The sequence below is a fragment of the Pseudomonas auratipiscis genome (assembly GCF_036324085.1).
In the GTDB taxonomy this organism is placed as follows: domain Bacteria; phylum Pseudomonadota; class Gammaproteobacteria; order Pseudomonadales; family Pseudomonadaceae; genus Aquipseudomonas; species Aquipseudomonas auratipiscis.
This window is the reverse complement of record NZ_JAZDCU010000018.1, coordinates 56,611-75,658: the sequence shown is the minus strand read 5'-3', so window position 1 is coordinate 75,658 and position 19,048 is coordinate 56,611. Positions and strand designations below refer to the sequence as shown.

The following is a 19,048-nucleotide window of genomic DNA, read 5'->3' as shown; positions in this document are numbered from 1 at the left end:
TCGATGGACTACACCGCTTGCCAGGGGTTCAGGTGAATGTGGTCTATCGCACGATAGAGCCTGGAGGGCGCAGTTCAGGCGGCGCTGGGGGGCGGCCTGAACTGCTTTGCTGCGGGGTAGGTGTTACGCGATCCGTGGCTGGGTCACGCGATCTACCAGGTACACCAGGCCGTGATAATCGATTCCGCCATGGTTCGACAGGCCGATCTCACAGGTGCGGCTGGTGGATATGCCTTCGCTGCAATATTGCACGGCATCTTTGAGGCTGCGCAGCGAGTGGGCATTGAGTTCCGGCGTGGTGAAGCCTTTGTCGCCAGCAAAGCCGCAACAGTGAATACCTTCCGGAATCACCACCTCTTTACTGCAACGCCGGGCCAGGTCGATCAGTGCCTGGCTCTCGCCCAGGTGTTGGGTGCTGCAGGTCACGTGTACAGCGATCGGCTCGTCCTGCGGGGTGAACTCCAGTTTGTCGAGCAAGTGGCTGCGAATAAAACGCACAGGGTCGTAGAGGTCCAGGCGGGTTTCAGCCAGATCTTGAACCAGGCGCAAGGTGCATGGGCTGGTGTCGCAGTAGATCGGGTCGAGTCCGCCACGACTGGCCAACAGCAAGGCGTTGATCATCTCCTGGCGTTTGTGTTCGGCCTGTTCGGCATAGCCCTTGGAGGCGAACGGCTGACCGCAGCAGAGGCTGTCGGCGTTCTCCGGGAACACCACCTGATAGCCGGCCTTTTCCAGCAGACCGCGGGTTTTGTCCAGCAGCGAGGTTTGCTCGTGGTCGGCTGCTGCCGGGCCCATTACTCGCGAAACGCAAGCGGCAAGGTAGACCACGCGAGGGCGTGCGTCGTTACTGGTGGTAGGCAGTTGCAGCGGCTTCAGCGGCTGTGGCATGGCCGCTGTCCATTGCGGCACACGGCCGTGGCTCAGCTTGCTCAAGCTCGCGCTCATGCGGCTCAGACGGGGTGCGCCGAGGAGCTTGCGTGCGCCATTGGCGGCGCGTAGGGTCAGGCGAGCACCGCTGAGGGCGGTGTGGAAGTTCTCCGCCAGCCAATCGGCTGTTTTCATGTGATCGGCGGTTTTACCGCGCAACTTTCTGACCAGTTCGCCGGTGTTGATACTCACCGGGCAACGCTGGGCACACAGTCCCGTGGCGGCGCAGGTGTCGATGCCTTGGTACTGATAGTCGCGCTCAAGTTCCCGGGTGTCTTCGCCGGCCCGTTTCTTGGCCTGGATATCGCGCCACATGACGATGCGCTGGCGTGGGCTGAGCGTCAGGCCTTTGGAAGGGCACACGGGCTCGCAGAAACCACACTCGATGCATTTATCGACGATTTCGTCAGCGGCTGGCAGCGGCTTGAGATTCTTCAAATGCAGTTGTGGGTCGTCGGTCAGCACCACCCCTGGGTTGAGGATGCCGGCCGGATCGAGCAAGCGCTTGAGCTGCCACATCAATTGGTAGGCATCGCTGCCCCATTCCAACTCAACGAAGGGGGCCATGTTGCGCCCGGTGCCGTGTTCGGCTTTGAGCGAACCACCGTATTCCACCGCCACCAGTTGCGCGACGTCGTCCATGAACGCTGAGTAGCGCGCCACCTGTTCAGGCGAGTCGAAGCCCTGGGTGAAGACGAAATGCAAGTTGCCTTCCAGGGCATGGCCGAACAGGATCGCTTCGTCGTAGCTGTGTTTGTCGAACAGCTCGATCAGCCGGTTCACACCTTCGGCGAGCTTTTCGACGGGGAAGGTCACGTCTTCGATGATGACCGTGGTGCCGGTCTCGCGTACTGCACCCACCGCTGGGAAGGTGTCTTTGCGAATCCGCCAGAGCTGGTTGTAGACCACGGGGTCTTCGCTGAAATCGACCTGCTTTTCGACCGGGAATTCAGCGATGGAAGCGCTGATGTGCTGCAGTTGTTCATGCAGCAGCGTCTGGGTTGCCGCACGCGATTCGATGAGCAACGCGCACGCACCTGGCGACAGGGTTTTCACCCAGGTCGGCATGCCCTTCATGTTTTCCACCGAGCGCAGGCTGCGGCGGTCAAGCAGTTCAACGGCCGAGACTGGCTGTTGTTTGAGCACCGGCACTGCCTTGCAGCAGGTCTCGACATCCGGGAAGACGATCAACGCGCTGGCTTTGTGCGGATGGTCCGGCACGGTGTCGTAGGTCACGGCGCTGATAAAGCCGAGTGTGCCCTCGGAGCCGACCATCAGGTGGGTGAGAATGTCCAAAGGTTCGTCGTAGTCGACCAGGGCATTGAGGGACAGGCCAGTGGTGTTCTTCAGTCGATATTTGTGCCGAATCTTTGCCGCCAGGTCGGTATTGGCGCGGGTTTGCCGGCCAAGCTCAGCGAGCTGCTCAAGCAGCGCACCGTGGGTCTCACGCAAGCGGCTGACGCTTTCTGGTATTTCGCTGTCAAGCAAGGTGCCGTCTGCCAGCAACAGGCGCATGCCGGCGAGGGTGTGGTAGGTGTTTTGCGCAGTGCCGCAGCACATGCCGCTGGCGTTGTTGGCGACGATGCCGCCGATCTTGCAGGCGTTGATCGAGGCCGGGTCCGGGCCGATCTTGCGGCCGAACGGTACCAGCCAGGCGTTGGCCTGGGCGCCGATGACGCCGGGTTGCAGGCGAATCTGCGTGCCGTCTTTGCGGATATCGTGGCCATTCCAGTTATCGCCCAGCACCAGCAGTACTGAATCACTCACCGCCTGGCCGGACAAGCTGGTGCCTGCAGCGCGGAAGGTTACCGCTACTTTTTCGGCGTGTGCGACCTTGAGCAGGGTTGCGACTTCGTCTTCGCTCTCGACGCGAATCACCAGTTTCGGGATCAGGCGGTAGAAACTGGCATCGGTGCCGAAAGCCAGGGTCGAGAGCGGATCGTCGAAGCGTCGCTCGCGGGGTATCAGGTGTTCAACCGTGTCGAGGAACGCGGCGGGCAGACTCATGCAAACTCCTCGCGAGGCCACGGCGTCTGGTGCGCCGTATACCTCGGTCAATCAGGCGGTGATTGGTGCGGGCGTGGGTAGATCACGCGCCCAGTTCGCGTACCAACGAGTCACGGGTGATCTCGCTGATGGTTTTGGCGCCAGTCAGCACCATGGCCACGCGCATTTCCTTCTCGAACAGATCCAGCAGGTTCTTCACGCCGGCTTCACCCGCGGTGGCCAGGGCGTAGAGGAATGCTCGGCCGATCAATACGGTGTCTGCGCCCAGGGCAATCATGCGCACCACATCGAGACCGCTGCGAATGCCGGAGTCGGCAAGAATTTTCAGATCGCCTTTCACCGCGTCGGCGATTGCCGGCAGGGCGCGCGCGCTGGACAGTACGCCGTCGAGTTGGCGGCCGCCGTGGTTGGAGACGACGATGCCGTCGGCACCGAATTTCACCGCATCCTTGGCGTCTTGCGGGTCAAGAATGCCCTTGATCACCATTGGGCCATCCCAGAACTCGCGGATCCACTCCAGGTCTTTCCAGGAAATCGACGGGTCAAAATTGTTGCCCAGCCAGCCGATGTAGTCGGCAAGGCCCGTCGGGCTGCCACGGTAGGTGGAGATGTTGCCCAGGTCGTGCGGCTTGCCCAGCAGGCCGACGTCGATGGCCCATTGCGGATGGGTCATGGCCTGCCAGACGCGACGCAGTGGTGCGTTCGGGCCGCTCATGCCTGAGTGGGCGTCGCGGTAGCGGGCGCCAGGTACCGGCATGTCTACAGTGAATACCAGGGTGGTAACACCGGCAGCCTTGGCACGTTCCAGGGCGTTGCGCATGAAGCCGCGGTCTTTGAGGACATACAGTTGGAACCACATCGGGCGGTCGATGGCCGGGGCAACTTCCTCGATCGGGCACACCGAAACGGTCGACATGGTGAACGGGATGCCTTTGGCCGCTGCTGCGCGAGCTGCCTGCACCTCGCCGCGGCGGGCATACATGCCGGTCAGGCCGACCGGTGCCAGGGCCACCGGCATGCTCAATTTCTCATTGAACAGTTGCGTCTCAAGGCTCAGCTCGGACATGTTTTTCAGCACGCGCTGACGCAATGCAATGCTAGCCAGGTCTTCAACGTTGTGACGCAGCGTGTACTCGGCGTAGGCGCCGCCGTCTGCGTAGTGGAAGAGGAACGGCGGCAGCTTGCGTTGGGCGGCTGCGCGGTAGTCGGTAGAGGCAGAAATGATCATGTGGTCTCGCTGCGTCGATTGAAGGAGCGGATGCCGGGCGCGTTGCAGCGCGCCCGACCTCTGTCACTTTAGTGAACCAGCATGCCGGTCAGCCAATAGGCCTGGATCAAGGTAATCAGGCCGACGATGGTGGCGAAGAACAGGCTGTGCTTGAGCGTGAAGCGGAACAGGTCCGATTCCTTGCCGACCAGGCCGGTGGCCGCGCAGGCTACGGCGATCGACTGAGGCGAGATCATCTTGCCCGTTACGCCGCCGCTGGTGTTAGCCGCAACCAGCAAGGTGTCGTTGACGCCGATCTGGTGCGCAGTCGTTGCCTGCAAGGAGCTGAACAGTGCGTTCGACGAGGTGTCGGAACCGGTCAGGAATACGCCCAGCCAGCCAAGGAACGGCGAGAAGAACGGGAACGCTGCGCCAGTACCAGCCAGTACCAGGGCCATTGTCGACGACATGCCCGAGTAGTTGGTGACGAAAGCGAAGGCCAGCACCATGCCGATCGACAGAATGGGCCAGCGCAGTTCGAAGAAGGTCTCTTTCAAAGTGGTCAGACCAGTTTTGAAGTTGATCTTCAGTACCAGCATGGAAATCAGCGCCGAGAAGAAAATCGCGGTACCGGTGGCGGAAATCGGGTCGAGTTTGAATACCGCAGGGATTGCCGTTGGGGTTGCGACGATTGGTGCGGTCTTGATCACCAATTGGTCAAGGTGCGGAATCGCGAAGTTGAACACCCAGCTGTACATCGAGCCGCCAGCCGCGAAGGCCGCCTTGAACGGTTTCAGGGTCCAGATGGTGACCAATACGGTGAGAATCAGGAACGGTGACCAGGCTTTGAAAATCTCGCCGAAGCTGTAAGGCGACGGTTGGCTGCCACCGCCATTGACCACCGCAGCGCCGACGCTGCCGGTAGCGCTGGTGAACGAGCGCTTAGGCTGCCAGACCTTGAGGAACAGGGTCAGGGAAATCAGGCTGGCCAGGGCCGAGGTGATGTCCGGCAGTTCCGGGCCAATGAAGTTCGAGGTGAAGTACTGGGTAACGGCAAAGCTCAGGCCGGCGACCAGAGCGGCAGGCCAGGTTTCTTTCACCCCGCGCAGGCCGTCCATCATGAACACCAGCCAGAACGGTACGAACAGCGAAAGCAGCGGCAGTTGGCGGCCGGTCATAGCACCGATCTTGAACGCGTCGATACCCGTTACCTGGCCGGCAACGATGATCGGAATGCCCAAGGCGCCGAACGCCACTGGCGCGGTGTTGGCTATCAGACACAGGCCTGCGGCGTATAGCGGGTTGAAACCCAGGCCTACCAGCAGGGCAGCGGTAATGGCTACAGGGGCACCGAACCCAGCTGCACCTTCAAGGAAGGCACCGAAGCAGAAGCCGATCAGCAGCACCTGCAGGCGTTGGTCGTCGGTGATCGACAGTACCGAGCTGCGGATGACTTCGAACTGACCGCTCTTGACCGTCAGTTTGTAGAGGAACACCGCGGCAACGATGATCCAGGCAATCGGCCACAGGCCATAGGCAAAACCGTATCCGGCGGCGGCAAGCGCCATGTCGGCGGGCATCTGGAAGGCGAAGATCGCTACCAGGATCGACAGGCCCAGCGTGATGCTGCCAGCCACGTGACCCTTGAGGCGGAACACTGCCAAGGCAAGGAAGAAGAATACGATCGGGATGACTGCCGCGAGTGCGGACAGGCCAAGACTACCAAGCGGACTGTAGAGCTGTTGCCAGGTTTGCATATGGGGTGGCCCCTAATTGTTGTTGGTCAGCATTGATATTGGATAATTGGTAAGACCAATTTACAATGTCGAGGCGCTAGGTTAAAAGCCTCTCTGTGGGTGTGTCAATTTGTCCCAAGAAATCTTTTGTAAGCCCGAAGGGTGGATAGCGGGTCTGAGCGGCACGGAAAGTTGCCATCTGATGGGTGTCGGCAAGGTGCGGATAGGCCAGAATAGACAGCCCCGAACGCACTCGGGATTGTGGAGAGCATGTGATGGTTTTTGATCAAGTCCGCCAACGCCGTTTGTCCGACGATATTGTCGACCGGCTTGAGGGGATGATTCTTGAGGGCACGCTGACTGCCGGGCAGCGCCTGCCAGCTGAACGGGCATTGGCCGAGCAGTTCGGCGTGTCGCGGCCATCGCTGCGTGAGGCTATCCAGAAACTGGTGGCCAAGGGACTGCTGGTCAGTCGTCAGGGTGGTGGCAACTACGTGTCTGATTCCCTGGGTGCCACGTTCAGCGATCCGTTACTGCAACTGCTGGAAAGCAACCCTGAAGCGCAGCGCGATTTGCTGGAGTTTCGGCATACCTTGGAGGCATCGTGCGCGTATTACGCGGCAATGCGTGCGACCGAGCCCGATCGTCAGCGGCTCAAGGCAGCGTTTGATGCGCTGCAGGATTGCTACACCCGCCAGGATGAAGTCAGTCGGGCCGAGGAGGGTGCGGCCGATGCTCGCTTCCATCTAGCGATTGCCGAGGCCAGCCACAATGCCGTGTTGCTCCACACCATTCGTGGTCTTTTCGATTTGCTCAAACGTAACGTGGTGACCAACATCGGCGGCATGTACAAACAGCGCGAGGAAACGCGCGACATGTTGATCAATCAGCACCGCGATCTTTATCTGGCAATCGTCGAAGGGCGTGCCAATGATGCGCGAGAAGTCTCCAGCCAGCACATTTTGTATGTGCAGGAGGTGCTCGACGAGGTGCGCCAGGAAGTGCAGCGAACGGCGCGTGCGGAGCGGCGTAGCGGACGTTGAAGCAATCGCGGGGCAAGCCTGCTCCTACCAGAATCATACAACCCCGGTGAGAGCGGGCTAGCCCCGCGATGAGAAGGCCGGTTCAGACTGAAATCAGTCTTCCTTGCCTTTGTTGCGTACCGCGCGTTGCAGTTCGCGGTTGGAATCGCGCTCGCGCTGGGTGTCGCGCTTGTCGTATTCCTTCTTGCCCTTGCCCAGTGCGATCTCGCACTTGATCAAGTGCTTGCTCCAGTAGATCGACAAGGCCACGCAGGTGTAGCCCTTTTGCTGCACGGAAGCATACAGGCGTTCCAGCTCGCGTCGATTGAGCAGCAGTTTTCGGGTGCGTGTAGGGTCGGCGATGACGTGCGTACTGGCAGCCGTCAGTGGCGTGATATGGCTGCCCATCAGCCAGGCCTCGCCATCTTTGAGCACCACATAGCTGTCAATCAGATGCGCCTTGCCGGCACGCAGACTTTTTACTTCCCAACCGGACAGGACCAATCCGGCCTCGAACTTGTGTTCGATGAAGTAATCGTGTCGCGCCTTTTTATTCTGCGCGATGGTCCCTGTCGGATGTTTCTTTTGTTTAGCCATAGGGGCGGCATTATAGGCAGTCGTGACGCTGTCGGCTACGGGGTAGCAGTGCGCTTGAGCCTGCGAGTTGAATCCCGGACAATGCGCGCTCTTTTTTTCCACAGTTGAGCGTGTTGATGTCGACGGACAAGGTTTCTGTCCATGGTGGCTGGGCCAGTCGCTGGGTATTTGTACTGGCGGCAACCGGCGCCGCGGTAGGTCTGGGGAGTATCTGGAAGTTCCCCTACATGGTCGGCGTCTATGGTGGCGGTGCTTTTGTTCTGGTATTCCTCGCCTGTATTGCCCTGATCGGCATACCGGTGATGCTGGCCGAGACCCTGATTGGTCGTCGCACCCGGCAAAGTCCAGCCAACGCCCTGCGCGATCTGGCGCTGGAGGCCGGGCATTCGCCGCGCTGGTCGTGGTGGGCATTTGCCGGAATGGTAACGGCGCTGCTGATCTTGTCTTTCTACAGTGTGGTGGGCGGTTGGTCGTTCGACTACATCATCAGCATGGGCAAGGGCGACTTTCAGGGCGTTACGGCTGATCAAGTCGGCGGCTACTTCAAAGACGTAATCAGCGACCCTTGGCGGCTGGTGCTCTGGCACACCCTGTTCATGCTGCTTTCGGCCCTGGTCATTGCCCGTGGCGTGGTGGCGGGGCTGGAGAAAAGCCTGCGAATCATGATGCCGCTGTTATTCCTGCTGCTGGTGATCCTGTTGGGCTATAGCCTGACTACCGGGCACTTTATGCAGGGCCTGCATTTCATGTTCGACTTCGATACCTCGCGTCTGCTCGATGGCTTGCTGCCTGCCATGGGGCATGCCTTCTTCTCGTTGAGTGTCGGTGTCGGTTCGCTGTTGATCTATGGGGCCTACATGCCCAAGGATGCGTCTATCGGTGGCACCATCGTCGCGGTAGCGCTGCTGGATACCTTCGTTTCGTTGCTTGCCGGTCTGGCCTTGTTTCCTATCGTGTTCGCGGCCGGGCTCAACCCCAGTGAAGGGCCTGGCTTGATGTTTGTTGCCTTGCCATTTGCCTTCGGAAATGTGGCCTTTGGCCAATTGATGGGCGTCGTATTCTTTGTTTTAGTAGCAGTGGCAGCCTGGAGTTCGGCGATTTCTCTGCTCGAACCCATGGTGGCTTACCTGGTGGAGCGTACCGGTGTTCGGCGCGGCTGGATCACCACTTGGCTGGCATTCAGTTGCTGGCTGGTTGGCCTGGGGACGGTGTTTTCGTTCAATATCTGGCAGCAGGCACGCTTTTTCGTGAACGACGACAGCGGTTTTCAGCTCTACCAATGGGGTGTAAGTGGTGGGCTGGACTTCTTCGGCGTTATCGACTTTTTCACCTCGCGGATCATGTTGCCGCTGGGTGGTTTGTGCTTTGTGGTATTCGCAGGTTGGATCATGGGGCGAGACGCGGTGCGCGATGAGTTGGCGATGCGCAGCCCGCTGCTGTTTGCTCTGACCTTCTTCTTGATGCGCTATGTGGCGCCCCTCGGCATTCTGATTGTATTTGCCGCTCAGCTTTGGAAATGATGCTCGGATGACTACCCATATTCAACGCTCGGCCTTACTGCCCTATCCCGCCCAGGCGCTGTACGACCTGGTCAATGATGTTGCGCGGTATCCGGAGTTTCTGCCGTGGTGTTCCTCCACTACCGTGCTGGAAGAGAGCGACACGCTGATGCGTGCCAGTCTGGAAGCGGCCAAGGGTGGCATGAGCCAGAAGTTCGTCACCCGCAATGTGCTGGTGCCGGGGCAATCGATTGAGATGAACCTGGAAGAGGGGCCGTTCAATCAGTTGCACGGCTTGTGGGTCTTCAAGCCATTGGGTGAGAAGGCCTGCAAAATCAGCCTGGATCTGTCGTTCGATTACGCCGGGCCATTGGTGCGGGCAACGTTGGGTCCGATCTTCAATCAGGCAGCCAACACCCTGGTAGACGCGTTTTGTCAGCGAGCCAAGCAACTTGCAGGTTGAAGTGGCCTACGCCACGGCCGAGCAGCAGTGGCTGCTGACGGTGGATGTTGCCCCCGGCACTACGTTGCGTGAAGCCGTGCGCTTGTCGGGCGTTGCCGAGCAGGTGCCGGGACTGGATATAAACGCGTGCCCGCTCGGCATCTTCGGCAAGGTTGTCCGTGATGCTGATCAACAGGTGGTTGTGGCGGGTGATCGAATCGAACTGTACAGGCCCTTGCTGATCGACCCCAAGGAGGTGCGCAAACAGCGGGCCGACAAGGTGGCAAGAGTGTTCAAGAAGGCCAAGCGCTGAAACGCAAAAAAGCCCGGAAGATCCGGGCTTTTCTTTGTCTGCAATAGGGTTATTGCGGCGAGGTTTCGATCGGTGCAGGGGTCGGTACTGGAATCGCTTCGATAGTATCGACTTCGCGCTGGATCTTTTCTTCCAGGGAACCTGGCTTGGCCGGGGTTTCCTTGACTTGTTCCGCAGGCTCGGTAGTACCTGGCTGTGCTGGGCTGACGCTGGTGTCGCCGCTGCCTCCGAGGATTTCCTGATCGCGGCTTACGCCCGGCATGAAGTCGCCGGACAAGCTCACCAGCTGATCGCTTTCATTGAAGAAAATACTCATGCGTTCCTGCTGGCGTTGACCGCCGCCAGGCTGCAGGCTGTACAGGTAATCCCAACGATTGGTATGGAACGTATCCTGGATCAGGGGGTTGCCCATGATAAACCGTACTTGCCGACGGGTCATTCCGGGGCGTAATTGGTCTATCATGTCTTGCGTGACGACATTGCCCTGCTGGATGTCGATTTTGTAAACCCCGGGGAACGAGCAACCGGCGAGTGCGAGCAGTCCCACAAAGGTGAGGCTGGTTAGCAAGAGCTTGGTGTTTTGCATCGGTGGGCGACTTCCACTATCTTGGCTGGACAACGTAAACCCCGATCATACCCGTATTCAGAGAAGCTGCGAAGCAGCATCGGCGAGAAAGCTGACCATGGTTGAAAATAGCGAACTGCGCAAAGCCGGTCTCAAGGTGACACTGCCTCGAGTTAAAATTCTACAGATGCTCGACTCTACCGAGCAGCGTCACATGAGTGCTGAGGATGTCTACAAGGCGCTGATGGAGGCGGGCGAGGATGTCGGTCTGGCCACGGTTTACCGTGTTCTGACCCAGTTCGAAGCCGCTGGCCTGGTCGTGCGCCACAACTTCGACGGCGGTCATGCCGTGTTCGAGCTAGCCGACGGTGGCCACCACGACCATATGGTCAACGTGGAATCTGGCGAGGTTATCGAGTTCTTCGATAGCGAAATCGAAAAGCGCCAGAAAGAAATCGTCGCCGAGCATGGCTTCGAACTGGTTGACCATAATTTGGTCCTGTACGTGCGCAAGAAAAGATAAGTAACACTTCTTGCAGTACAGCATCGAAGGCGACCTAAGGGTCGCCTTTGTGCTTTCTGCGCTCAGGCTTTGCTGGTGACTACCATTTTGCGAGCGTGAGCCAGGGATTCCTTTGTCAGGTCGATGCCGCCGAGCATCCTGGCTACCTCTTCTATACGTTCGCGCTTGCCCAGGCTGGCTACGGCCGTATGGGTGGCTTCGCTGTTGCGCACTTTATGCACAAACAGGTGGTGATGGCCTTGAGCGGCCACCTGTGGCAGGTGCGTTACTGTCAGCACTTGGCCGCGCTCACCTAAGCGGCGCAGCAATTGCCCGACGATTTCGGCAGTAGGGCCACCGATACCCACGTCGACTTCGTCGAATACCAGCGTCGGGATGCGCGAGGTTTGCGCGGTGATAACCTGGATGGCCAGGCTGATGCGGGAGAGTTCGCCCCCGGAGACAACCTTGGCCAGTCCCTTGAGGGGTTGGCCGGGGTTGGCGCTGACCAGCAACTCGACCTGCTCAAGGCCGTGTGGCGACAGCTCGTCGCCAGCATTTACATGCAGTTCGATGCAGAATCGGCCACCGGGCATGCCCAGTCGCTGAATTTCCTGCTCGACCGCGGCGGACAATTGACCGGCAGCCTGACCGCGCAGAGCGCTAAGCTCGCTGGCCTTGTCCTGATAGTGGCGCGCAAAAGCGGCCAATTCTTCACCCAGGCGCTCGATCGATTCGTCGCTGGCATTGAGGCCTTCAAGCTCTTCCATCAATTGTTGATGAAGGGTGGCCAGTTCGGTGGGGTGCACGCGGTGCTTGCGGGCAAGGGTATAGATGCTGTCCAGCCGCTCTTCGAGCTGTTGCAGGCGCGCGGGGTCGGCGTCGAAGTGATCAAGAAAGCGATTGAGCTCGCCGACCGCTTCTTCAACTTGAATTTGGGCGCTGGCAATCATATTGGCAGCCTCGCCGAGCGCCTTGGGTGCGTTGTGCACCGCGGTCAGGCGGTTGAGGCTGGCGGTCAGGGCGCTGAGCACATTGCCGGAGTCGTTCTCACTGCAATGGTCGATCACCTGGCGGCAAATGCCGAACAACGCCTCGGCATTGGTCAGGTTCTTGTGTTCCTGCTCCAGTTGCTCCAGTTCATTCTCACCCAGGCCAAGATTGTCGAGTTCTTCGAGCTGGTAGCTGAGCAACTGCTGCTGGGCACGTTGCTCGTCACCGGAGTTGGACAGTCGCTCCAGTTCCTGGCGTGTTTGCCGCCAGCGTTGGGCTGCCAGCTGTACCTGGCGGGCGAGGTCGGTAGCGCCTGCGTATTCGTCCAGCAGACGACGATGGGTGTCGGCCTTGAGCAGCGACTGGTGCTCGTGCTGGCTGTGAATATCGATCAGCAGCTCGCCGAGGGCCTTGAGGTCGCCGAGCGGGCAGGGGGTGCCATTGATGTAGCCACGGCTGCGACCTTCGGCGGTGATTACCCGGCGCAGGATGCACGGGCCATCGTGGTCAAGGTCGCGTTCGGCCAGCCAGGTGCGGGCTTCGGGGATATCGATGAGGTCGAAGGTGGCCAGGATGTCAGCCTTGTCGGCGCCGGGGCGGACCACGCCGCTGTCGGCGCGATCACCCAGGGTCAGGCCCAGGGCGTCGAGCATGATCGATTTGCCGGCCCCGGTTTCACCGGTAATGACGCTCATCCCGCGCGCGAGCTCGAGGTCAAGGTGTTCGACGATGGCGTAGTTGTGTACGGACAGGTGCACCAGCATTGGGGCGGCTCCCAGGCGTTAAGTCTGGTTATTTATACAGTGTTTTTAAATCCGCTGACAATGCTTGTGCTTAGTTCGATTTGGTTATCAGGAGGGCATTCTGATTGCGATGGGTTATGAACGAATCTGCCCGCTCCTGCATGGCAGCCCTTGAACCTGGGTTTTACGACCCCATATAGCCGGCAGAAGCGCGAGTTGAGCTCGCTGACACTATTCGAGAGGAGAGATTTTATGGCTGACGAACAGCTGGATGAACAGAATCTGAACGCCGAAGATGCAGGCGCACAAGAACTGAGCGCCCGCGTGCAGGTGCTCGAAGAGCAGCTGGCGGCGGCCCAGGATCAATCCCTGCGCACCACTGCCGACCTGCAGAACGTGCGTCGTCGTGCTGAGCAGGACGTCGAGAAAGCGCACAAATTTGCGCTGGAAAAATTCGCCGGTGACCTGTTGCCGGTCATCGACAGCCTCGAGCGCGGCCTGGAACTGTCCAGCCCTGACGACGAAAGCATTCGCCCGATGCGTGAAGGCATCGAGCTGACCCTGAAAATGTTCCACGACACGCTCAAGCGCTACAACCTTGAAGCTATTGACCCGCACGGCGAGCCGTTCAACGCCGAGCAGCACCAGGCCATGGCCATGCAGGAAAGCGCCGAGGTCGAGCCAAACAGTGTGCTCAAGGTGTTCCAGAAGGGCTACCAGCTCAATGGTCGTCTGCTGCGCCCGGCCATGGTCGTGGTCAGCAAGGCGCCCGCAGCGGTTTCGCCGTCGATTGACGAGCAGGCTTGAAATCGTTTCGAACGCCCCCATTTAGGTGTCAAGCATTCAAGTATTACCGCAGGTAGCCACCACTGCTGCGGCAACAAAATTCAAGTTTCGGGAGAGTTAACATGGGCAAAATTATCGGTATCGACCTGGGGACCACCAACTCCTGTGTCTCCATTCTGGAAAACGGCAACGTAAAGGTTATCGAGAACGCTGAAGGCGCTCGTACCACGCCGTCGATCATCGCTTACGCCAACGATGGCGAGATCCTGGTTGGTCAGTCGGCCAAGCGTCAGGCTGTAACCAACCCGCACAACACCCTGTACGCGGTAAAGCGTCTGATCGGTCGTCGTTTTGACGAAGATGTCGTGCAGAAAGACATCCAGATGGTTCCGTACAAAATCGTCAAGGCTGACAACAACGACGCCTGGGTTGAAGTAAACGGCCAGAAAATGGCACCGCCACAAATTTCGGCTGAAATCTTGAAAAAGATGAAGAAAACCGCCGAAGACTACCTGGGCGAGCCCGTTACCGAAGCGGTCATCACCGTTCCGGCCTACTTCAACGACAGCCAGCGTCAGGCTACCAAGGATGCCGGTCGCATCGCGGGTCTGGACGTAAAACGTATCATCAACGAGCCAACCGCAGCTGCTCTGGCTTACGGTATGGACAAGGCTAAAGGCGATCACACCGTGATCGTTTACGACCTGGGTGGCGGTACCTTCGACGTTTCGGTTATCGAAATCGCCGAAGTCGATGGCGAGCACCAGTTCGAAGTGTTGGCCACCAACGGTGACACGTTCCTCGGTGGTGAAGACTTCGACATTCGCCTGATCGACTACCTCGTCGACGAGTTCAAGAAAGAAAGCGGCATGAACCTCAAAGGTGACCCGCTGGCAATGCAGCGCCTGAAAGAAGCTGCTGAAAAAGCCAAGATCGAGCTGTCTTCGAGCCAGCAGACCGACGTCAACCTGCCGTACATCACTGCAGATGCCACCGGTCCTAAGCACCTGAACGTGAAGATCTCCCGCGCCAAGCTGGAGTCGCTGGTAGAAGATCTGGTTCAGCGCACTATCGAGCCTTGCCGCATCGCCATGAAAGATGCCGGTATCGACGTCAGCAAGATCGACGACGTTATCCTGGTTGGCGGTCAGACTCGTATGCCGCTGGTGCAGAAAGCAGTTACCGATTTCTTCGGTAAAGAAGCGCGTAAAGACGTCAACCCTGACGAAGCTGTTGCCATGGGTGCAGCAATCCAGGGCGCGGTATTGGCCGGTGACGTGAAAGACGTGCTGCTGCTGGACGTCAGCCCGCTGACCCTGGGTATCGAAACCATGGGTGGCGTGATGACCGCGCTGATCGAGAAGAACACCACTATCCCGACCAAAAAGTCGCAAGTGTTCTCGACTGCCGATGACAACCAGAGCGCTGTGACCATTCACGTGCTGCAAGGTGAGCGTAAACAGGCTGCACAGAACAAGTCCCTGGGCAAGTTCGACCTGGCCGAGATTCCACCAGCACCACGTGGCGTGCCACAGATCGAAGTAACCTTCGACATCGACGCCAACGGCATCCTGCACGTAGGCGCCAAAGACAAGGCTACTGGCAAGACTCAGTCGATCGTGATCAAGGCCAACTCGGGTCTGTCTGACGAAGAAATTCAACAGATGATCCGTGACGCGGAAGCGAACTCGGAAGAAGACCGCAAGTTCGAAGAGCTGGCCGCTGCCCGTAACCAGGGTGATGCACTGGTTCACTCGACTCGCAAAATGGTCGCTGACGCCGGTGACAAGGTCACTGCCGAAGAGAAAACTGCAATTGAAGCTGCAGTCGTTGCCCTGGAAGCCGCCATTAAAGGCGACGACAAGGCTGCTATCGATGCCAAGGTTGAAGAGCTGTCGAAAGTGTCGGCTCCAGTTGCTCAGAAAATGTACGCCGAGCAGCAGGCCGAACAGCCACAAGCTGGCGCGCAGCAGGCTGAAGAACCTAAGCACGACGACGTCGTCGATGCCGAGTTCGAAGAAGTAAAAGACAACAAGTAATTGCTACAGGTTGTCGGCCGGTTGACTGCTTTGTAGTGGTTGGCTGGTAGGATGTCGCCGCGCGGGGGCTTGCTCCCGCGTTGGCGTGTCTGGAATACCCGAATTTTTACAGCATCTGTCAGGCCTCCTGGAGGTAGACGAGGCGGGTGCTGGCGGCACGGCGCGAAATGCGCAGAGGTTTGCCGAACGTCCTCAAGAGTGAAAAGACTTATGGCAAAGCGTGACTATTACGAAGTTCTGGGAGTTGAGCGCGGCTCCAGTGAAGCGGACCTGAAAAAGGCCTATCGCCGCCTGGCGATGAAGCATCACCCGGACCGTAATCCTGATGACAAAGAGTCGGAAGAGAAATTCAAAGAGGCCAACGAGGCCTATGAAGTTCTTTCCGACGCCAGCAAGCGCGCAGCGTATGACCAATACGGTCATGCCGGTGTCGACCCGAGCATGGGCGGTGGCGGTGCCGGATTTGGCGGCGCGAACTTCTCCGACATTTTCGGTGATGTGTTCAGCGATTTCTTCGGTGGCGGCCGTGGCGGCTCGCGTGGCGGCGCCCAGCGTGGCAGCGACCTGCGCTACACGCTGGAACTGAACCTGGAAGAAGCCGTGCGCGGCACCACGGTCAATATTCGTGTACCGACACTGGTCAACTGTGAGCCGTGTGATGGTTCCGGTGCCAAGAAAGGCTCTTCGCCTTCGACCTGTCCGACCTGTGGTGGTATTGGTCAGGTGCGCATGCAGCAGGGCTTTTTCTCGGTGCAGCAGACCTGCCCGCGTTGCCATGGTCAGGGCAAGATCATTACCGATCCTTGCAACGCCTGCCACGGCGAAGGTCGCATCGAAGAGTACAAGACCCTTTCGGTCAAGGTCCCGGCTGGCGTCGATACGGGCGATCGTATCCGTCTTTCCGGAGAAGGCGAGGCGGGTTCCCATGGCGGTCCGACTGGCGATCTTTACGTTGTGATCAACGTGCGCGAGCACGATATCTTCCAGCGTGACGGCAAGCATCTGTATTGCGAAGTGCCGATCAGCTACACCGATGCTGCACTGGGTGGCGAGCTGGAAGTGCCGACGCTCGATGGTCGGGTCAAGTTGAAGATCCCGGAAGGCACGCAAACCGGTAAGCAATTCCGTCTGCGTGGCAAGGGTGTGGCGCCGGTTCGTGGCGGTGGTGCTGGTGACCTGATGTGCCGTGTTGCGGTCGAAACTCCGGTCAATCTCAGCCGCCGTCAGCGCGAACTCCTCGAAGAGCTGCGCGACTCACTGGACGGTGATAGTTCTCACTCGCCCAAGGCCAGCGGCTGGTTCGAGGGTGTAAAGCGTTTCTTCGGCGACTTGTAAGAAGGAATAGGGCATGCGACGTATAGCAGTAATGGGTGCAGCAGGGCGCATGGGTAAAACCCTGATCGAGGCTGTGCAGCAAACGCCGGGCGCTGGCCTGACTGCGGCGATCGATCGCCCGGACAGCACGCTGGTCGGCGCTGATGCCGGCGAGCTGGCGGCGCTGGGTCGAATCGGTGTGCTGTTGTCTGATGATCTGGCCAAGGTTGCCGAGGAGTTCGATGTACTGATCGACTTCACGCACCCTTCGGTAACCCTGAAGAACCTGGCGTTCTGTCGCAAGGCAGGCAAGGCCATGATTATTGGCACCACCGGTTTCAGCGTTGAAGAAAAGCAGCTGCTGGCGGAAGCGGGCAAAGATATCCCAATCGTCTTCGCTGCCAACTTCAGTGTCGGCGTCAATCTCAGCCTGAAGCTACTGGATATGGCAGCGCGCGTGCTGGGTGATGATGTGGATATCGAGATCATTGAAGCCCATCACCGTCACAAGGTCGATGCCCCTTCGGGTACTGCGCTGCGCATGGGCGAGGTAGTTGCCCAGGCGCTGGGGCGTGACCTGCAGGAAGTGGCGGTCTATGGTCGTGAAGGCCAGACCGGTGCGCGTGACCGCAAGACCATTGGCTTTGCCACTGTGCGTGCTGGTGATGTGGTGGGTGATCACACCGTGCTGTTCGCTGCCGACGGGGAGCGCCTGGAAATCACCCACAAGGCTTCCAGTCGCATGACCTTTGCCAAGGGTGCGGTACGTGCAGCACTCTGGCTCGATGGTCGCGAGCCTGGCTTGTACGACATGCAGGACGTTCTCGACCTGCGTTGATAGCCCCGCCCCTCCCTGTGGTGTGGTTTTGCTCCGTGATTGCGACCGTCCAGTTACGTCGCGTCGCGGGGCAAGTCCGCTCCTACAGGTGTCTTGAAGTCCTGCTGTCGCATTCTTGCGCCTTTCAGGCACATCAGTGGTAGACCGAAAAAGCGTTTTTCTGTAAGCTACAGCTTTAGTGTGTCCACTAAAAGCGCGCAGATAATTCGACGAAGAAAGCGGGGTGACGTGTCTATACGTCATTCCGCTTTTTTGCAACCTGCGATCGCCCCTTCAGGCTTTATTTTTGGGAGGTCTTCTTGACTAAGCCAGCCATACTCGCCCTTGCCGATGGCAGCATTTTTCGCGGTGAGGCTATTGGAGCCGACGGTCAGACCGTTGGTGAGGTGGTGTTTAACACCGCAATGACCGGCTATCAGGAAATCCTGACTGACCCTTCGTATTCCCAACAGATCGTTACCCTGACCTATCCGCATATCGGTAATACCGGCACCACGCCGGAAGATGCCGAGTCCGATCGGGTCTGGTCGGCTGGCCTGGTCATTCGTGACTTGCCGCTGATCGCCAGCAACTGGCGTAACACCCTGTCGCTGTCCGACTACCTCAAGGCCAACAATGTGGTGGCCATTGCCGGTATCGACACGCGTCGCCTGACCCGCATCCTGCGTGAGAAGGGCGCGCAGAATGGCTGCATTCTGGCCGGCGACAACATCACTGAAGAGGCAGCGATCGCGGCTGCTCGTGGCTTCCCGGGCCTCAAGGGCATGGACCTGGCCAAAGTCGTCAGCACCAAGTCCAGCTACGAATGGCGCTCCAGCGTCTGGGAGCTGAAAACCGACAGCCACGCGACCATCGAAGCTGCCGACCTGCCTTACCACGTGGTCGCCTACGACTACGGCGTCAAGCTAAACATCCTGCGCATGCTGGTCGCTCGCGGTTGCCGCCTTACCGTTGTGCCGGCGCAAACCCCGGCCAGCGAAGTATTGGCGCTCAACCCGGATGGCGTGTTCCTCTCCAACGGCCCTGGTGATCCGGAGCCATGCGACTACGCCATCCAGGCGATCAAAGAAATTCTGGAAACCGAGATCCCGGTTTTCGGTATCTGCCTGGGCCACCAACTGCTGGCGCTGGCTTCCGGCGCCAAGACCGTCAAGATGGGCCACGGTCACCACGGTGCCAACCACCCAGTCCAGGATCTGGACACCGGTGTGGTCATGATCACCAGCCAGAACCACGGTTTTGCCGTCGACGAAGCAACCCTGCCGGCCAACGTTCGCCCAATTCACAAGTCGCTGTTCGACGGTACCCTGCAAGGTATCGAGCGCACCGACAAGAGCGCGTTCAGCTTCCAGGGTCACCCTGAGGCAAGCCCAGGCCCGACCGACGTCGCGCCATTGTTCGACCGTTTCATCGATGCCATGGCCAAGCGCCGCTGAGCATCTGGCGAGAAGGCCCTGAACCGGTGCAAGCCGCGTTCAGGCGCCGCCCCCAAGATTGTTCAATGCGGCTTGCCGACTG

16 protein-coding genes are annotated in these 19,048 nt (G+C 59.2%); 10 read left to right on the top strand and 6 right to left on the bottom strand.

What is annotated here, in order from left to right; genetic code table 11:
- Positions 1 to 123: 123 nt before the first annotated feature.
- From V0R60_RS21545 to V0R60_RS21535, 3 genes are all read right to left on the bottom strand, one after another.
- Positions 124 to 2,934 carry an FAD-binding and (Fe-S)-binding domain-containing protein gene (locus V0R60_RS21545; RefSeq protein ID WP_330080690.1) on the bottom strand — a complete coding sequence of 937 codons (2,811 nt, stop codon included), beginning with the start codon at positions 2,932 to 2,934 and terminating at the stop codon, positions 124 to 126.
- An 82-nt stretch (positions 2,935 to 3,016) separates the two neighbouring features.
- Positions 3,017 to 4,162, bottom strand: coding sequence for an FMN-dependent L-lactate dehydrogenase LldD (lldD, locus tag V0R60_RS21540; protein ID WP_136474420.1), 1,146 nt, complete (start codon positions 4,160 to 4,162; stop codon positions 3,017 to 3,019).
- A gap of 68 nt (positions 4,163 to 4,230) precedes the next feature.
- A complete protein-coding gene (locus V0R60_RS21535) occupies positions 4,231 to 5,898 on the bottom strand; it encodes a lactate permease LctP family transporter (protein WP_330080691.1) in 1,668 nt (555 codons plus the stop codon).
- Positions 5,899 to 6,152: 254 nt separating this feature from the next.
- Between V0R60_RS21535 and V0R60_RS21530 the strand changes: the two genes are divergently transcribed.
- Positions 6,153 to 6,920, top strand: a complete 768-nt coding sequence (locus tag V0R60_RS21530) for a GntR family transcriptional regulator (RefSeq protein WP_203482750.1) — start codon at positions 6,153 to 6,155, stop codon at positions 6,918 to 6,920.
- Positions 6,921 to 7,013: 93 nt separating this feature from the next.
- Here V0R60_RS21530 and smpB read toward each other — a convergent pair whose 3' ends face one another.
- Positions 7,014 to 7,496 carry an SsrA-binding protein SmpB gene (gene smpB / locus V0R60_RS21525; RefSeq protein WP_203482751.1) on the bottom strand — a complete coding sequence of 161 codons (483 nt, stop codon included), beginning with the start codon at positions 7,494 to 7,496 and terminating at the stop codon, positions 7,014 to 7,016.
- Positions 7,497 to 7,612: 116 nt separating this feature from the next.
- On the opposite strand from smpB, the gene V0R60_RS21520 reads away from it, so the two are divergent.
- Genes V0R60_RS21520 through V0R60_RS21510 form a run of 3 tightly spaced genes read left to right on the top strand, consistent with a single transcriptional unit; the run spans position 7,613 to position 9,750 of the window.
- Complete coding sequence (locus tag V0R60_RS21520) at positions 7,613 to 9,016, top strand: sodium-dependent transporter (protein ID WP_203482752.1); 1,404 nt, start codon at positions 7,613 to 7,615, stop codon at positions 9,014 to 9,016.
- 7 nt (positions 9,017 to 9,023) lie between these two features.
- A complete protein-coding gene (locus tag V0R60_RS21515) occupies positions 9,024 to 9,458 on the top strand; it encodes a type II toxin-antitoxin system RatA family toxin (RefSeq protein ID WP_136474425.1) in 435 nt (144 codons plus the stop codon).
- Positions 9,448 to 9,750: an RnfH family protein gene (locus V0R60_RS21510; protein WP_136474426.1), complete on the top strand. Its 303-nt coding sequence runs from the start codon at positions 9,448 to 9,450 to the stop codon at positions 9,748 to 9,750. Before V0R60_RS21515 ends, V0R60_RS21510 begins: the two co-directional genes overlap by 11 nt.
- A 49-nt stretch (positions 9,751 to 9,799) precedes the next feature.
- Here V0R60_RS21510 and V0R60_RS21505 read toward each other — a convergent pair whose 3' ends face one another.
- A complete protein-coding gene (locus V0R60_RS21505) occupies positions 9,800 to 10,336 on the bottom strand; it encodes an outer membrane protein assembly factor BamE (protein WP_330080692.1) in 537 nt (178 codons plus the stop codon).
- A 97-nt stretch (positions 10,337 to 10,433) separates the two neighbouring features.
- On the opposite strand from V0R60_RS21505, the gene fur reads away from it, so the two are divergent.
- A complete protein-coding gene (gene fur, locus V0R60_RS21500) occupies positions 10,434 to 10,838 on the top strand; it encodes a ferric iron uptake transcriptional regulator (RefSeq protein ID WP_136474428.1) in 405 nt (134 codons plus the stop codon).
- A 62-nt stretch (positions 10,839 to 10,900) separates the two neighbouring features.
- Here fur and recN read toward each other — a convergent pair whose 3' ends face one another.
- The gene (recN, locus tag V0R60_RS21495) at positions 10,901 to 12,574 is read right to left on the bottom strand and encodes a DNA repair protein RecN (RefSeq protein ID WP_330080693.1); all 1,674 of its coding nucleotides are present in this window, start codon (positions 12,572 to 12,574) and stop codon (positions 10,901 to 10,903) included.
- A gap of 231 nt (positions 12,575 to 12,805) precedes the next feature.
- Between recN and grpE the strand changes: the two genes are divergently transcribed.
- The 5 genes from grpE (at position 12,806) to carA (ending at position 18,966) form a co-directional block, all read left to right on the top strand.
- The gene (gene grpE, locus V0R60_RS21490) at positions 12,806 to 13,360 is read left to right on the top strand and encodes a nucleotide exchange factor GrpE (protein WP_136474430.1); all 555 of its coding nucleotides are present in this window, start codon (positions 12,806 to 12,808) and stop codon (positions 13,358 to 13,360) included.
- Positions 13,361 to 13,461: 101 nt separating this feature from the next.
- Positions 13,462 to 15,378 (top strand): molecular chaperone DnaK, encoded by a 1,917-nt coding sequence (dnaK, locus tag V0R60_RS21485; RefSeq protein ID WP_136474431.1) that lies wholly within the window; start codon positions 13,462 to 13,464, stop codon positions 15,376 to 15,378.
- Positions 15,379 to 15,588: 210 nt separating this feature from the next.
- The gene (dnaJ, locus tag V0R60_RS21480) at positions 15,589 to 16,713 is read left to right on the top strand and encodes a molecular chaperone DnaJ (RefSeq protein WP_330080694.1); all 1,125 of its coding nucleotides are present in this window, start codon (positions 15,589 to 15,591) and stop codon (positions 16,711 to 16,713) included.
- A 13-nt stretch (positions 16,714 to 16,726) separates the two neighbouring features.
- Positions 16,727 to 17,530 (top strand): 4-hydroxy-tetrahydrodipicolinate reductase, encoded by an 804-nt coding sequence (gene dapB / locus V0R60_RS21475; RefSeq protein ID WP_136474433.1) that lies wholly within the window; start codon positions 16,727 to 16,729, stop codon positions 17,528 to 17,530.
- Positions 17,531 to 17,829: 299 nt separating this feature from the next.
- A complete protein-coding gene (gene carA, locus V0R60_RS21470; protein ID WP_136474434.1) occupies positions 17,830 to 18,966 on the top strand; it encodes a glutamine-hydrolyzing carbamoyl-phosphate synthase small subunit in 1,137 nt (378 codons plus the stop codon).
- Positions 18,967 to 19,048 lie beyond the last annotated feature (82 nt).

Bases quoted from the DNA above. Each gene is read 5' to 3' on its own strand.
- V0R60_RS21545 (WP_330080690.1), bottom strand. From the start codon at position 2,934: ATGAGTCTGCCCGCCGCGTTCCTCGACACGGTTGAACACCTGATACCC.
- lldD (WP_136474420.1), bottom strand. From the start codon at position 4,162: ATGATCATTTCTGCCTCTACCGACTACCGCGCAGCCGCCCAACGCAAG.
- V0R60_RS21535 (WP_330080691.1), bottom strand. From the start codon at position 5,898: ATGCAAACCTGGCAACAGCTCTACAGTCCGCTTGGTAGTCTTGGCCTG.
- V0R60_RS21530 (WP_203482750.1), top strand. From the start codon at position 6,153: ATGGTTTTTGATCAAGTCCGCCAACGCCGTTTGTCCGACGATATTGTC.
- smpB (WP_203482751.1), bottom strand. From the start codon at position 7,496: ATGGCTAAACAAAAGAAACATCCGACAGGGACCATCGCGCAGAATAAA.
- V0R60_RS21520 (WP_203482752.1), top strand. From the start codon at position 7,613: ATGTCGACGGACAAGGTTTCTGTCCATGGTGGCTGGGCCAGTCGCTGG.
- V0R60_RS21515 (WP_136474425.1), top strand. From the start codon at position 9,024: ATGACTACCCATATTCAACGCTCGGCCTTACTGCCCTATCCCGCCCAG.
- V0R60_RS21505 (WP_330080692.1), bottom strand. From the start codon at position 10,336: ATGCAAAACACCAAGCTCTTGCTAACCAGCCTCACCTTTGTGGGACTG.
- fur (WP_136474428.1), top strand. From the start codon at position 10,434: ATGGTTGAAAATAGCGAACTGCGCAAAGCCGGTCTCAAGGTGACACTG.
- recN (WP_330080693.1), bottom strand. From the start codon at position 12,574: ATGCTGGTGCACCTGTCCGTACACAACTACGCCATCGTCGAACACCTT.
- grpE (WP_136474430.1), top strand. From the start codon at position 12,806: ATGGCTGACGAACAGCTGGATGAACAGAATCTGAACGCCGAAGATGCA.
- dnaK (WP_136474431.1), top strand. From the start codon at position 13,462: ATGGGCAAAATTATCGGTATCGACCTGGGGACCACCAACTCCTGTGTC.
- dnaJ (WP_330080694.1), top strand. From the start codon at position 15,589: ATGGCAAAGCGTGACTATTACGAAGTTCTGGGAGTTGAGCGCGGCTCC.
- dapB (WP_136474433.1), top strand. From the start codon at position 16,727: ATGCGACGTATAGCAGTAATGGGTGCAGCAGGGCGCATGGGTAAAACC.